Origin of the sequence: Clostridioides sp. ES-S-0108-01, from assembly GCF_020662285.1 — a bacterium.
Classification (GTDB): domain Bacteria; phylum Bacillota; class Clostridia; order Peptostreptococcales; family Peptostreptococcaceae; genus Clostridioides.
In genome coordinates this window covers 165,651-180,051 of record NZ_JADGMN010000003.1, presented here as the reverse complement: position 1 = coordinate 180,051, position 14,401 = coordinate 165,651, and the positions used below count along the sequence as shown (strand labels likewise).

The 14,401-nt window shown below is 29.4% G+C and carries 15 protein-coding genes; 7 read left to right on the top strand and 8 right to left on the bottom strand.

The window, feature by feature from the left end:
- The first annotated feature begins 138 nt into the window (after window positions 1-138).
- The 3 genes from IR152_RS04695 (at window position 139) to IR152_RS04685 (ending at window position 2,088) form a co-directional block, all read left to right on the top strand.
- Window positions 139-294 carry a hypothetical protein gene (locus IR152_RS04695; protein WP_311315425.1) on the top strand — a complete coding sequence of 52 codons (156 nt, stop codon included), beginning with the start codon at window positions 139-141 and terminating at the stop codon, window positions 292-294.
- A 55-nt stretch (window positions 295-349) separates the two neighbouring features.
- Entirely contained in the window at window positions 350-760 is a 411-nt protein-coding gene (locus IR152_RS04690) for an ester cyclase (RefSeq protein ID WP_227450645.1), read from the top strand.
- Window positions 761-1,608: 848 nt separating this feature from the next.
- Window positions 1,609-2,088, top strand: coding sequence for a DUF2798 domain-containing protein (locus tag IR152_RS04685; protein ID WP_227450644.1), 480 nt, complete (start codon window positions 1,609-1,611; stop codon window positions 2,086-2,088).
- 145 nt (window positions 2,089-2,233) lie between these two features.
- Here IR152_RS04685 and IR152_RS04680 read toward each other — a convergent pair whose 3' ends face one another.
- From IR152_RS04680 to IR152_RS04650, 7 genes are all read right to left on the bottom strand, one after another.
- A complete protein-coding gene (locus IR152_RS04680) occupies window positions 2,234-2,440 on the bottom strand; it encodes a hypothetical protein (RefSeq protein WP_227450643.1) in 207 nt (68 codons plus the stop codon).
- Between the two features lie 100 nt (window positions 2,441-2,540).
- Window positions 2,541-3,512, bottom strand: coding sequence for a carbohydrate kinase family protein (locus IR152_RS04675; RefSeq protein ID WP_227450642.1), 972 nt, complete (start codon window positions 3,510-3,512; stop codon window positions 2,541-2,543).
- Between the two features lie 25 nt (window positions 3,513-3,537).
- Window positions 3,538-5,019 (bottom strand): glycoside hydrolase family 32 protein, encoded by a 1,482-nt coding sequence (locus IR152_RS04670; protein ID WP_227450641.1) that lies wholly within the window; start codon window positions 5,017-5,019, stop codon window positions 3,538-3,540.
- An 83-nt stretch (window positions 5,020-5,102) separates the two neighbouring features.
- Window positions 5,103-6,533 carry a PTS transporter subunit EIIC gene (locus IR152_RS04665; protein ID WP_227450640.1) on the bottom strand — a complete coding sequence of 477 codons (1,431 nt, stop codon included), beginning with the start codon at window positions 6,531-6,533 and terminating at the stop codon, window positions 5,103-5,105.
- Window positions 6,534-6,703: 170 nt separating this feature from the next.
- Complete coding sequence (locus tag IR152_RS04660) at window positions 6,704-7,690, bottom strand: LacI family DNA-binding transcriptional regulator (RefSeq protein WP_227450639.1); 987 nt, start codon at window positions 7,688-7,690, stop codon at window positions 6,704-6,706.
- Window positions 7,691-7,861: 171 nt separating this feature from the next.
- Entirely contained in the window at window positions 7,862-8,077 is a 216-nt protein-coding gene (locus IR152_RS04655) for a cell wall-binding repeat-containing protein (protein ID WP_285894801.1), read from the bottom strand.
- 26 nt (window positions 8,078-8,103) lie between these two features.
- Entirely contained in the window at window positions 8,104-8,994 is an 891-nt protein-coding gene (locus IR152_RS04650; RefSeq protein WP_227450638.1) for an MBL fold metallo-hydrolase, read from the bottom strand.
- 148 nt (window positions 8,995-9,142) lie between these two features.
- Between IR152_RS04650 and IR152_RS04645 the strand changes: the two genes are divergently transcribed.
- From IR152_RS04645 to IR152_RS04635, 3 genes are all read left to right on the top strand, one after another.
- Window positions 9,143-10,003, top strand: coding sequence for a YitT family protein (locus tag IR152_RS04645; RefSeq protein WP_198670004.1), 861 nt, complete (start codon window positions 9,143-9,145; stop codon window positions 10,001-10,003).
- 408 nt (window positions 10,004-10,411) lie between these two features.
- A complete protein-coding gene (locus tag IR152_RS04640) occupies window positions 10,412-10,978 on the top strand; it encodes a TerD family protein (protein ID WP_227450637.1) in 567 nt (188 codons plus the stop codon).
- Window positions 10,979-11,018: 40 nt separating this feature from the next.
- Window positions 11,019-11,600 carry a TerD family protein gene (locus IR152_RS04635; protein ID WP_227450636.1) on the top strand — a complete coding sequence of 194 codons (582 nt, stop codon included), beginning with the start codon at window positions 11,019-11,021 and terminating at the stop codon, window positions 11,598-11,600.
- A 120-nt stretch (window positions 11,601-11,720) separates the two neighbouring features.
- Here the strand turns inward: IR152_RS04635 and IR152_RS04630 are convergent, their stop codons facing one another.
- Window positions 11,721-12,638: a LysR family transcriptional regulator gene (locus IR152_RS04630; protein ID WP_227450635.1), complete on the bottom strand. Its 918-nt coding sequence runs from the start codon at window positions 12,636-12,638 to the stop codon at window positions 11,721-11,723.
- Between the two features lie 129 nt (window positions 12,639-12,767).
- On the opposite strand from IR152_RS04630, the gene IR152_RS04625 reads away from it, so the two are divergent.
- Window positions 12,768-14,399, top strand: a complete 1,632-nt coding sequence (locus IR152_RS04625; RefSeq protein ID WP_227450634.1) for an FAD-dependent oxidoreductase — start codon at window positions 12,768-12,770, stop codon at window positions 14,397-14,399.
- Window positions 14,400-14,401: the final 2 nt, after the last annotated feature.

The window sequence follows — 14,401 nt, the reverse complement described above, 5'->3', positions numbered from 1 at the left end:
GCTACTTGACATTCCCATACGCTTATATTAAACTAGTTATGGATTTGCACGCCTTAGGCGGAGAAGGCGCACTCGACAAATTGGAAGTTGTGAAGGAAAAGGACTATGAATAAAGATAATAAAGCAATCATTATATGTATGTTTTTAGGCATGATACTGGGGCTGGCAACTGGTTGCGCTTTAGGGATTTTTCAAGGGAAAATAGGAATATTAATGTGTTACGGCTTAGTATTTGGACTTATATTAGGAGTAATCGTGGGAACTGCTATTAACAAATTTAAGAGTAAGAAATAAGGCAAATCCCAGTTTAACGAACTGGACAAGTTAGAATTTATTTTGGAGGTGTACCATGAACAATAAAGAGATTATAAAATACTTTTATGAGGTGGTTGTTTCAAAAAACTTGCTTAATGAGCTTCCATCATATATTTCAAAGGATTGCGTGCAAAAGGTTGGCGAAAACGAGATGTTTATCGGCATAGACGGAATGAGGCAACACCTTGAGGCTGTCAAAAAAACATATCCAGACTACACAATGGAGATTATCCGTCAATTTGAGGACGGCGAAACTGTTATTTCAGAATTTATTATGAGAGGAACGCATAAAGGCAAGTTTATTGGAATAACGCCTACGAATAAGGTCATAGAAATGACTGGTGTAGATATTGATAAAATTGTGAACGGAAAAATTGTCGAACATGGTGGTGCAGTAAACACCTTTGATGCTTTTTGGGAAAACGGTTTGATTAAGCCAGTATAAATGAAAATTCCAGTTTGTCAGGCTAATTTAATACAACCTTATTGGTAAATTGCGTACTCCCTCTTTAACTGTTTTTAATAGTGGCAAGCAGGGCGCAACGGTACACAAGTAGAGCGGCTACGCGCCTTTACGGGCGCTGATAAACAAAGAATTGATCAGCTGGAAAAGGTATGCTTGCATCGTCTGGCATGATGCGTAGCCGCCCCGTTACGGGTGATGAAAAAGACCGCTTGCTACGATTGTCTTTGGTGGGATTTTGCTTTCCACCGCGCATTAATATAGATCCGTCATGGGACGGAGCTAAGTCTCACGCCGGGACTTTTCTGCGGAACGATAGAAGCCCGTTTTCGGGGGTTCAGATGAAATGATACAGGCTCCCTCAGCCCCGTGTTCGTATGGGCTCATTATGTCAGGGATTTTGAGGCCCTATTTTTCAATGTCCGCTTGTCGGCTCTGCCCGCAAACTCTGTCCGGTCTCTTGCCGATTTTGGGGAGTGTGTAGTATGCTAAGGATATCAGCAGGCCAAACAAGGGCTTGCTTTTTTTGTTTTTTTGTGCCTAAATGGTGCCCAACTTTACAAAACTATACTGTCACAGCTTGTGCCGCCTTATTTGCGGAGTTTAAGAAAACGCCCATTTCATGCGAGTTTACGGGGGCTGCATATAAGGCGATTTGCTACCTTATGAGCGCTTAATTAACTATACAGGCAATAAAAAATAAAATTTTTTTATATTCATTTAAGTCCGTTCTAAAAATAAATTTCAAATTTTAAAAATTTTACTTACGACAAAATTTTTCTTCATGTATAATCCTAATAGAAATAAATTACACTTGGAGGTAGATGAATATGCCACAAAATAGAAAAGAAAGTTTAATATTTACAGTACTTATGTGTGCTTTTATGGTCTTTTTTATGAGCGTTTATAATATTTCTATACACGATAAATTCTCATTAGATACTTTTAAAGATGCATGGTTGGATTTTCCAATTACATATATCATAGCTATGATTTTTGACTGGTTTATTGTTTCTAATATTGCAAAGAAAATAGCATTTAGTATTATAAGCCCAGATTCTAAACAAATTATAAAGGCTATTGTTATATCAAGTTGTATGGTATGTGGAATGGTTTTATGTATGTCTTTATTTGGAGCCATTAAATCAATTGGGTTTTCTAATACACTTATCACTATATGGATTATAAATATAGTAAATAATTTTATTATTGCATTACCATTACAACTGCTAATTGCAGGACCATTAGTCAGATTTATTTTTAGAACATTGTTTCCAGAAGGCACAATTATTGAAATAGTAAATTCATAAAACAAATATAGTAAATTTACAAAACAAAATAAAGGTATAAAGAACTATTATAGCTCTCTATACCTTTTGTCACTCAAAACTATATATATTTTCATCATTATACATAAAAAATTATATATCCTAAACTAAATATTTAAAATATAATTTATTCAATGTATCCATCTCTTCTTTTATAATATTGCTTAGGAAGCTCATAACTAGAAAATAGCAGTGGAGATAAAGAATATGAGTAACTCCCAGCATTAGTAATTAAAATCAAATCTCCTATATTTGCTTTTTTCAGTTTTACATTATTTGCTATTAAATCTAATGAAGTACAGAGATTTCCAACAACATTTACATATTCAAACACACACTTAAAATATTTTTAATGAAAAATACCTACCAATATTTATATCATAAATAATTTTTTTTGAAATACCATCCTCTTCAAATCCAATTACTTGTTATTACTATAAATTATTTATAAATTCAGCTATTTCTTTCTTTGTTGCATATGAATTTATAGCACCTTTGATAGTTGTACTACGAGCTGCATAATAATTAGAAAACTCCAAATATTTATTTAATGTTTCTTGCTTCATTTCTTTTATATCATTTAATGTTATTTGCTTATCTAATAATGTGTATAAGAATGAACCTATATAAGAATCTCCTGCTCCTGTTGTATCTATTGCATTTACTTTGACCCCTTTACACATGCCTTTTACTTTTTTAGTGTATGCATCTACTCCATCTTTTCCTTTTGTATATAATACTAACTCAACACTCCCTACAAAAAGCTTATGTAGTGCATTTTCTATATCATTTTCTCCTGTTATAAATTCTAATTCTTCGTCAGATATCTTAACAATATGAGCAAAAGGTAAAAATTCTAATATTGCATTTTTACAAGACTGTTCACTATCCCATAAAGGTAACCTTATATTAGGATCAAAACTTATTATACTATTATTCTCAAGTGCATATTCTATTGCTTTTTTATGCGCTAATTTCATTGGACTATCTATTAAATCTACTGAACAAAAATGTAGGCTATGACAATTATCAAACCACTCTTTTTTAACTTCATCAGCTTCTAAAAGCATATCTGCACTTGGATTCCTATAAAATGAAAAATCACGATTACCATCTTCTTTTAATGATACAAAAGCAAGCCCCGTATTTGCTTTACTTGTTCTTAATACATAATCAGTATTTACATTTGCTTCATTTAATACATCTATTATATAATCACCAAATGCATCTTTCCCTAACTTCGATATAAAACTTGATTTGCCTCCAAGTTTTGCTACAACAGCACTAGCATTTGCTGGAGCTCCTCCTGCTACTCTTTTAAATCCTGATACATTTTTTAATTTACACCTATTTTGATTAGGTATAAAGTCTATTAAAGCTTCTCCTATGCTAATTACTTTTTTCATCTTTTCTACCCCTTATAATATGTTTTTATAATTCAATACCTTGCTTTAATTTATATTTAGTATACTTATATTCTACTATTTTATCACTATAAACCTTTATTTGATTAGAATTTGCTTTAGCAAATATTCTACTAGTAAATACTGTTTCACCATCATTTATAAATATTTCCAAAATACTTCTATCTGCTAGTGCTTTGATATTAGTATTTTCATCAATATTTATATATTCTTTTCTATTTGTTCCATACTCAACACCGAAAACTTTTTCAAAGTTGCTTCTGTCTAAAGTTACTGTGCTTTCTACCTTATCAAATTCTAATTTTACACCTTCATCTTGTGATGCAAATAATTCTAGACCAAATTTATCACTATCAATATTTTTTATATTAATATTAAGTTCATATAAATTTTCATCATTTTCTATAATATCGATATTATCTTTTATAGTATTTTGTCCACTTGCTTCATCATATCTCAATTTAATTAATTCATCTACAGGCATTTGTAATAACTTATTATTTTTTATATTTAATTTTCTTGGAACAGTCAGACAATGTGCCCACTTATTTTTATCTGTAGGATATAAAACTTCTCCCATTCCAGCCCATGCAAATAGTATTGTTTGTGAGTCTTTTACAAATGTTTGTGGTGCATAAAAATCAAATCCTTTTTCCATTTCTTTCATTATATCTATTTCAAATTCTAAATTATCTAAATCCATATTCCCAATAGCATATACTACGTTATATATATTTTGATAATCAAATCCTTTAGGTTCTACTCCTTGTGGTGAAAATATTAATATATCTTTTCCATCTATATTAATATAATCTGGACATTCCCACATGTAACCAAAATCTTCATCTATATTTTTTACATTCAATTCTCCTTTAAAATGCCAATCTATAGAGTTTTCAGATTCATATACTATTATAGCTCCCTTTTTTTCACTTGTTTGTGCTCCAAGTAGCATAAAGTATTTAGCATTTTTTTTAAATACCTTTGGGTCTCTTACATGTCCTGTATATCCTTTTGGTATTTCACTTACTATTGGATTATTTTCATATTTAGTTATTTTGCCATCCTTATCCATTATAGCTAAGTTTTGATATGCATATCTATCTTCTGCACTATACTTTATATTCCCTGTATAATACATGTGCAGTTTTTCACCTACTTCTATCGCATTTCCTGAATATGCTCCATGAGATTCATAACTTTTAATTGGTATTAATGCTACATCTTCTCTATTCCAATTTACAAAATCATCTGAACTTACATAAGCCCAATGCTTCATTCCATGAGTTACATCATATGGATACCATTGATAAAATACATGGTATTTACCATTATAATATGCTAATCCATTTGGGTCATTAAGTAGTCCATGTTGTGGATGTATATGAAATAGTGGTTTATATTTATCATTTAAAGATATATTTCTTAATCTATTTAATTCTTCTTTTGTCGATTCTAATATTGTTCTATATTTAGGCTCTTTGTACATACATTTATTCCTTTTCTTTTATAATTTTATATAGTCTTAAAAATCATTAATAGATAGCATTTTTTAATGCTATCTATAATTTATTAATTAACTGATTTTTTCTGTAATTTTCCAAGTAATATTGTTACTATCATAGCTACAACTATTGTTATTAAATGTGCTAATATATATTGAATATGTCCCCCACCTTGAGTAGACACTATCGCTAACCCTGGCACTGCTGTTGCTCCAAATGCCAATGCTGTTACTTTCATCATGTATATATACGCACCGCCTATTGCTCCACCTATACACCCTGCTATTAATGGATACTTATATTTTAAAGTAACTCCAAATATAGCTGGTTCTGATATTCCAAATAACACTGAAGCAAATGAAGATATTCCTATTTGACGAGCTTTTATATCTTTCCAATTTAATACTAAATATCCTAATACAGCTCCACCTTGACCTATTAATGCTACTGACATAAGAGGCATTATAAAGTTAACTCCTGTATCTGCTATAAGTTGTGCTTCAACAGCTCCTATAACATGGTGAAGTCCTGTTATAACTATAACTTGCTGTACTCCAGCAAATATCATATATCCAAGTATTCCTAAGTTTTCAGTCGTCCATAATAAAGATGATGTTACTATGTTTGCTAAGCCTCTTCCTAATGGACCAACTACAACAAATAATAAAAATGATGCTACTATAACTGTACATATCGGCGCTAAGAATAACTTAAGCATATCATGTATTTTTGAGTTAAAGAATTTATCTAACTTAGCTACTACAAATCCCATCATAAGAGCTACTATTATTCCACCTTGGAATCCTACTAACTCAATTTTTAATCCAAATAAATCTATTATTTCTGGTACTACACTACCATTTCCTACTGCATATGCATTTGCAAGTTCTGGATGAAGCATTATAGCTCCTATTATTAGACCTAATACTGGACTTCCTCCAAATCTCATAGTTGCAGAATATACTACTAACATTGGTAATATAGTAAATATTCCTGTTGATGCTATACTTATAAATCTATTAAGCCCTGCTAATTGAGGATACATTTCTATTATTGACAATTCTCCAAATATTCCTTCTTGACCTAAAAGCCCTGTAATACCCATTAGCAATGCTGCTGCTAATAATCCCGGTATTATCTGCACAAATACATCTGATAAAGATTTTATAGCTTGTTGAAATTTGTTTTGTTTTTGAGTCGATTCAGATTTAACATCACTTAATGACATATTTTCAAATCCTGATATTTTACTAAATTCCTTATAAACATTGTTTACTATTCCTGCTCCAAATACTACTTGAAGTTGGTTTGATGCTATAAATACTCCTTTTACTCCGTCTAATTCTTCTATTGCTTTTATATTTGCTTTATCATTGCTATCTAAAACAATTCTTAATCTAGTCGCACAATGTGCTACGCCTTTTATATTTTGTTTATTCCCTATGTACTCTAATAATTGCTTTGATACTTTATTGTAATCAGTTATTTTTGCACTCATTTTGCTCTCCCTCTCGATTTTATTAAACCGGTTTCGAAACCGGTTTAATAAAAGATTATCATAAATTTATTTCGAATGCAATACTTCTTTTGAAAAAGTTTTCCTATTTTTAGAATTATAGTTCTTTTTTAGTAAAAAAATACACATTACTAATATACGTAATGTGCATTCTAATTTTTATTTATTGTACTTTCGCCTTCTATTAATTCAAATTTAATCTCCTTTAATAATGGTTCTTTTCTTTCTTGTATTAAGTTTACTATTGTATTTGCTGCTACCTTACCTGCATTTTCATTTTCAAATTTTATTGTTGTAAGTTTAGGGCTTATAATAGACAATACGTCATATCCTCCAAATCCAGCTACAGATATATCTTGTGGTATATTTTTACCTATCTTATTGATTTCTTTCATTGTTGCTATTGCTATATTATCAGTTGCACATATTATCATATCTGGATTTTCATTTTCTAACATTTCTCTACTTTTTTGTATAGATGTTTCTTGGTCAAAATCAGTATAAAATACTTTTGCATCATATCCTTTATCTTTTAAACCATTAAGTACTCCATTTTTTCTATTTAAACCAACTGATATATCATTTTCATCAACACCTAAATATACAATTTTTTTGTAATTTTTATTAGCAATATATTGACCCATTGTATACCCTGCCTCATAATCATCATTCACTATGCTATTGATACCATCAACCTTTTGTCCAACTACAACTATTGGTATATCTAACTTTTCAATTTCATTTTTATGTTCTTTAGTTATTTCAGTACCAACTAGTATTATTCCATCAACTTTTAGTCTAGCTAATTTTGATATACTATCTATTTCCGACCTTATTTTTCTACTAGTATTAATAATTAATGATGTATATTTTAACTCTTTAAGTTCTTCGTCTATTGCCATCATAATTTTAGATTTTACAAAAGAATCTAAACAAGGTGCTATAATACCAATAAAGTATGTTTTTTTAGCTCTCAGGCTTTGAGCAAATGCATTCGGCTCATATCCATGTTCATCTATTATTTTCTTTATTTTCTTTTTAGTAGAATCACTGATATCTTTATTGTTTAGATATCTTGATACAGTACTTTTAGATACTCCTGCCAAGTTAGCAATATCATTTATTGTTATTTTTTTCATAGGCTATCACCTTCTACATTTGATATATTCTATTTTATTATATTATATATTTAAAATAAAATATAGTTATTTATCCAGTCAATGCTTTTACATCTTTTTCTACTGAATTTTCAATAGTATTATAACCACCAATTATATATAATTTTTTTACAACATTAAAATTCTTATTATCTAGTCTATTTGAAGTAACTTTTGGTATTTCATTTCTTTAGTCAAAAGTATTGGTACGTTAATAGCTCCAGCTAATCCACTTGATGAAAGTTTATCAGATAGACTTTTATATACATTAGACAATATTACCGTATCATAAGTCTGTCTATCTCCTATAGGTCCTGCTGTTTCATACCTATTAATTCCTATTACAACAGTCATACTCAAATAATTCAATTGTATAATTTTAAAATTATGACTGTTTACACAGCTTTTATCATCATCTTACCGCCATCAAATATATATTCAACTATATCATTCTCATATAAATATGTTATATAAGAACGTATTGTACTTCCAACTAATACGTATTGATTAGAATCCAGCTTTACATTGTACAAATCACACATTTTTTCAATAACTTCATCAATCATAATTGGCTCACAACAAACCTTTTTAATATTATCTATTATCTCTTCCATCTTCTTCTTGTTAATATCAATTAAATTTTTTATATCTGTAGTTTTGACAGAGTGACTTGGGACAAAGAAATCTGCCTCTAACATTCTCAATTTTTCTAGTGTCTTAAATTGTGAATCTATATCTAATAGGAAGAAGAAATGATATTTAGTAATTATATTCTCTGGTGTAAGACTATCTGCAACAAACAAAACATTATCTGGAGTTCTAATACCAATCATTTCAAAATAATGACCTGGAAGAGAAATCGCTTCAAGTTCTGTGTCTACGACTTTTCCATTTGAAGGTATAATATAATCAACTTCACTTTCCTTTGCCAATAGAAACTTATTCTTCAGTGCTTTACTTGGATAACCTCCATATAGAAATGCTGATTCTAATATTGGATTTTCTGTAAAATATCCTTCCATTTTAGTCGTGGCAATCTTACATTTTGTTTGATTTTTCAGATATGCATTTCCTCCTATATGGTCTGCATTTGAATGAGTATTTATTATTAATTTAAGATTTAAATTATTCTCCTCTAACAATCTTAAAACTTGTCTAGCTGTATCCTTATTGTTTCCACTGTCAATTAAAATTACATCATTACCATCTATATATACACCTACTATTGTAGGAAGTGCAATATAATATGTATTTCCTTTTATATGTTCTAGAGTTAATTTAGCCATTTTATGACCTCCCCTTAAATTTACTTTTAATTATAGCATTTATTTTCTGAAAATTCTAATCAAATTATTTTTATAATATATTTTTATTTCTTTTATTAAAAATTGGAAAAACTATATAATATATATTATAATCTATATATAAGGAGTGATGTTATTGAAAAAAGATAGAATAACTTTTTCAGAAATTTTAATATTAATTGTAGGCTGTATATTAATGGCAATTTCCCTTAACTTATTTTTTAATCCACATGCAATTGCTGCTGGTGGTATAACTGGGCTTGGAGTTGTTTTAAATTCATTATTTGGTGTAGAACTTTGGATTGTCAATTTACTTTTAAATGTTCCATTATTCATATTTGCTTACAAAATACTTTCAAAGAAAGATTGTTTTAAAACAGTTTTAGGAATAATTTTTCTTACTATAGCACTTAAACTTACTGCAAATATGTCTACATTAGATATAACAAATGATATGTATCTTGCAATTATATCTGGTTCTATTTTAATGGGAGTTGGTCAAGGTCTTATTTTTAGAATAAATGGCTCTACAGGTGGAACTGATTTGATGGCACTCCTACTAAATAAATATTTTCCTACGTTTAGTATACCTGTTTTAATGGGTATTGTTGACTGCGTTGTAGTAGTTCTATCAGGTATAGTAAATAGACAGGTTGAAATTGCACTTTATTCAACTGTCGCCTTATACATTTTAGTAAAAGTTAGTGACTTGCTTATTGAAGGATTTAATTATTCAAAATCATTCACTATTATATCTGACCTTTCAAAAGATATAAGTAAAAAAATAATGGAAGACTTAGATAGAGGTGCAACTATCCTAAAAGGCGAAGGTGCATATACTGGAGAAAATAAGAATGTGCTTTTAGTAGTAGTTGAAAAGAAAGAAGTTGTCGAATTAAAAAAATTAGTAAAAAATGTCGACCCCAATGCATTCATTATAATTACAGATATACATGAAGCTTTAGGTAATGGATTTAAAAAAATAGAATAATTACAAAACAAACAGCAAGTATAATTAACATATATAAATGTAACTTTTTATATATTATATCATACTTGCTTTTTTTGAAATAAACAATTAAATGTATTAATTATTATTTTATATAAGTCTTTCTAGCTTTACTCTCATTTAAATAGTAACTTTAAAAATTATTTTCTCTGATTGAAATACCTACTCCATTTTGTAACAATCAAATACAAATTTAAATATTATAACACTACAAAATAATTTAAACCACATAATAGTGACATGTTTAAATTGTAAAATATTCATGTAATTATATAATAAATAATTTATAAATATAGCCAAATTAGTCTAAATACGTATATAATATATCTAACATGATTTTTATGCTTGGCACTGACAATCAAACTAAAAATATAAAAAGGAGAACTTAAAATGAGTGTTAGTTTACAAAAAGGACAAAGAGTTAGCTTAGTAAAAGACAATAATCCTGTAAAAAATTTAGTTGTAGGATTAGGATGGGATATGAATAAACTGGGTAAAAAAAACTATGACCTAGATGCATTTGCAATAGCATTGACTAACCAAGATAAAATGAGCTCTAGAGGTGACTTAGTTTATTTTGGAAATCTTAAACACCCTTCTAAAGCTATTATACATACTGGAGACAACTTAACTGGAAGAGGCGAAGGTGATGATGAACAAATAATTGTTAATTTAGATGATATACCTGAATATGTACATAAAATAATTTTTGGAGTTTCTATATACAAAGCTAAAAAAAGAGACCAAGATTTTAGTCAAATGAATAATTCTTTTATAAGACTAATTGATTCAAATTCCAAACAAGAATTATTTAAATATAATCTTCAAGAGGACTTCTCTGGTAAAGTAACAGTTTTGGCAGGGGAAATTTATCGCAGAAATGAAGAATGGAAATTTAATGCTTTAGGGCTTGGTCAAAATGAAGAACTTCGTGAATTATCTAATACATATAAATAATAATTACAATAAAAAAAATTATAACGAGGAGTTGGTTTAAATGGGTATAACTTTAGCAAAAGGACAAAAAGTAAGTTTAACAAAAACTAACCCTGGTCTAAAAAAAGTAATAGTAGGACTGGGATGGGATATTAATAAATATGATGGTGGTTTTGATTTTGATTTAGACGCTTCTGCATTTTTAACTGGAGCTGATGGTAAAGTAACAAATGATGGAGATTTTATATTCTATAATAATTTAAAACACGCTTCTGGGGCAGTTGAATATATGGGTGATAATAGAACAGGTGTTGGTGATGGTGATGATGAACAAATAAATGTGGACTTATCTAAGATACCACAAAACATTGTTAAAATATCATTTAGTGTTACTATAAATGAAGCCATTACAAGAAGACAAAATTTTGGACAAGTTGAAAATTCATATATAAGAATCTATAATGAAGAAACTAATGAAGAACTTATTAAATATGAGTTAGGGGAAGATTTTAGTATAGAAACAGCAATAGTAGTTGCAGAATTATATAGACATAATGGAGAGTGGAAATTCAATGCCTTAGGCTCTGGTTTTGAAGATGGTCTTGCAGGATTATGTGGAAATTTTGGTGTTAATATAGGTTAATGCTTAAGTAGTTTAAAATAATAAGGAGATTTTTTTAATTCTCTAGTAATATAATATTTAATAAAAATAAGAGCATATTAATATGCTCTTATTTTTATTAAATATTTTTGCTTAGATATATTATAAATTGTTGACCCTTATACTCTTTTTTCTCATTTGTTTTTTTCCAAATTCTACTGAAATATCAAAAAATGATGAGATATTTTCTGTAAAAAACTTGCTTTTATGATATGCAATATCAAATGTTCTATGTAAGTTGATACCTTCAATATCACAAGCCCACAAAAGATGCTTTTTTAAATAATCCTCAATAAGTAATTCAGATATAACTGCAATACCAAAATTATCTACAACTGCTCTCAATATAGCTTCAGAATTATAACATGACCATCTAATATTCATTGGGATTTTTAATTCTTTTAATTGCTTTTCTAATTGTGCTCTTGTACCACTTCCTAATTCACGCATAATTAATGGTTGATTTGAAAGTTCTGAAACTTTTATAGAATCTCTTTTGTAGAATTTATGCTTATTTGAACATATAAGTACAAGATGGTCATTAATAATACTTTTTGTAATAATATCTGGATGCTTAATTTTCCCTTCTACAATTGCAATATCTAATTCACTATTGAGTAGTTTCTTTGCAATCAACCTTGTATCCTCTACAAATACTTCTGGTTCTATCAAGGGGTTTACCTTATATAACTCTAGTATTATTGGGCTTATTACACATGTACCAACAGTTACTGTTGCTCCAACTCTTATACGAATGTTTTTTGCACAGTGTTTCATGCAATCATTCATTTCTTCATTTACAGCTAAAAGATGCCTTCCGTATCCAAGAAGTTTTTTTCCTGCTTCTGTTAAGTATAATTTTTTTGAAATTCTATCAAATAACTTAACTCCATACTCTTTTTCTATTTCTGAAATAACTTGACTAACTGATGACTGTGTAATATACATATTTCTTGCTACTTCACTCATTTTACCACATTCAGCAACCTTAACAAATATCTCAAGACTACGAATTGTCATATTATCACAACCTTAGCAAACATTAGTAAATGCTTATGATTTTATTAATATTTTAGTATTTTACAAATACATTGTCAAGAAGTATAATTTTAGCATAGAGTTATAAAGTAGATTGGAGTGTGGTATATTGTGAAAGTATTAATTATAGGTGGAGTTGCTGCTGGAACAAAAACTGCTGCAAAAATAAAACGTGAAATGGGTGATAATTGCTCTGTTACAATACTAAACAAAGGTGATGATATTTCTTACGCAGGTTGTGGTCTTCCATATTACGTTGGTAAGGTTATTAAAGACAAATCATCTTTAATCGTAAATACACCTGAAAGTTTTTCAAAACTGACAGGAGCAGAAGTTCGTTGTGGAGTTGAAGTTACATCTATTGATAGAAATGCAAAACAAGTAACTTTGAAAACGATTTCAACAGAAAAAAAAGAAAATTTAAGCTATGACAAACTTGTAATTGCTACAGGAGCAGACCCAATAAAACCACCAATACCTGGAATTGATTTACCTGGAATATTTTTTATGCGTACTCCAAATGATGCTATAAAACTAAGAGATTCTATTGAAGATGGTATTAAGAGAGCTGTTGTTATTGGCGGAGGTTTCATTGGTCTTGAAATTGCTGAAAACCTTTCTGCAATGGGTATACGTGTAAGTGTTATTGATATGGCTGAACATGTCATGCCTGGATTTGATACTGATTTTGCTGAATATGTTGAAAATCATATGGATGATAAAGGTATACTGATTTTTACAGGTGACCAAGTTGTAGGTATTGAAGGTGAAAATAAGGTTGAAAAACTTCGTACTAATAATAGAGTTATTAAAACAGATTTGGTAGTCATGTCAGTTGGAATTCGTCCCAACACAGGTTTTCTAAAAGACACAGGTTTAGAATTTGCTCCTAATAACACACTTATTGCAGATGAATATATGCTTACAAATGATAAAGATATATATGTAGTTGGAGATTGTGCTTTTGTAAAAAATTCTTTAACAAATAAACCTACGTGGTCACCTATGGGGTCATCTGCAAATCATGAAGGTAGAATTTGTGCACAAAATATATCTGGAAAATCTAAAACTTACAATGGTGTTCTTGGAACAACAGTAGTAAAATTACCTGAACTCAATGTAGGAAAAACAGGTCTAAGTAAAGAAATAGCTGAAAAAGAAGGTTATAATGTTTGCTCTGTAACCATAGCTACTGATGATAAGGCTCACTATTATCCAGGTGCTTCTAATTTTATTATAAGAATGGTTGCTGAAAAAAATACAAGAAAATTATTAGGTGTTCAAGTTATGGGACCTGGAGCAGTCGATAAAATAGTAGATATCTCTGCTACTGCAATAACTTTAGGAGCTGACCTTTATTCATTAGAAAGTATGGACCTTGCATATGCACCACCTTTTTCAACTGCTATTCATCCATTTGTAGTATCAGTAAATGTTTTACAAAACAAACTAAACGGAGAACTTGATAGTGTTTTACTTGACGAAATTGAAGACTTTGACAGTTGGACTAAACTTGATGTTTCAAAAGCTCCTTCTATTCCTAGTTTGCGTTATCTTCCTGTTGGTGAAATTAATGGAGAAATTGAAGGTCTTGCTAAGGATGAAAAAATTCTTCTTATATGTGCTAAAGGTAAAAATAGCTATATGGCCCAAAATCGCTTAAGACGCTTTGGCTATACAAATACAAAAGTTCTTGAAGGCGGAATACTATTTTATCCAAATCTTAAGGTAATGGAGGAGTAATT

What these genes read in the sequence shown, in the direction of transcription:
- IR152_RS04630 (WP_227450635.1), bottom strand. Translation starts at nt 12,638, where the DNA reads ATGACAATTCGTAGTCTTGAGATATTTGTTAAGGTTGCTGAATGTGGT.
- IR152_RS04640 (WP_227450637.1), top strand. Translation starts at nt 10,412, where the DNA reads ATGAGTGTTAGTTTACAAAAAGGACAAAGAGTTAGCTTAGTAAAAGAC.
- IR152_RS04675 (WP_227450642.1), bottom strand. Translation starts at nt 3,512, where the DNA reads ATGAAAAAAGTAATTAGCATAGGAGAAGCTTTAATAGACTTTATACCT.
- IR152_RS04670 (WP_227450641.1), bottom strand. Translation starts at nt 5,019, where the DNA reads ATGTACAAAGAGCCTAAATATAGAACAATATTAGAATCGACAAAAGAA.
- IR152_RS04690 (WP_227450645.1), top strand. Translation starts at nt 350, where the DNA reads ATGAACAATAAAGAGATTATAAAATACTTTTATGAGGTGGTTGTTTCA.
- IR152_RS04645 (WP_198670004.1), top strand. Translation starts at nt 9,143, where the DNA reads ATGTTATTGAAAAAAGATAGAATAACTTTTTCAGAAATTTTAATATTA.
- IR152_RS04695 (WP_311315425.1), top strand. Translation starts at nt 139, where the DNA reads ATGTTTTTAGGCATGATACTGGGGCTGGCAACTGGTTGCGCTTTAGGG.
- IR152_RS04660 (WP_227450639.1), bottom strand. Translation starts at nt 7,690, where the DNA reads ATGAAAAAAATAACAATAAATGATATTGCTAACTTGGCAGGAGTATCT.
- IR152_RS04650 (WP_227450638.1), bottom strand. Translation starts at nt 8,994, where the DNA reads ATGGCTAAATTAACTCTAGAACATATAAAAGGAAATACATATTATATT.
- IR152_RS04665 (WP_227450640.1), bottom strand. Translation starts at nt 6,533, where the DNA reads ATGAGTGCAAAAATAACTGATTACAATAAAGTATCAAAGCAATTATTA.
- IR152_RS04635 (WP_227450636.1), top strand. Translation starts at nt 11,019, where the DNA reads ATGGGTATAACTTTAGCAAAAGGACAAAAAGTAAGTTTAACAAAAACT.
- IR152_RS04685 (WP_227450644.1), top strand. Translation starts at nt 1,609, where the DNA reads ATGCCACAAAATAGAAAAGAAAGTTTAATATTTACAGTACTTATGTGT.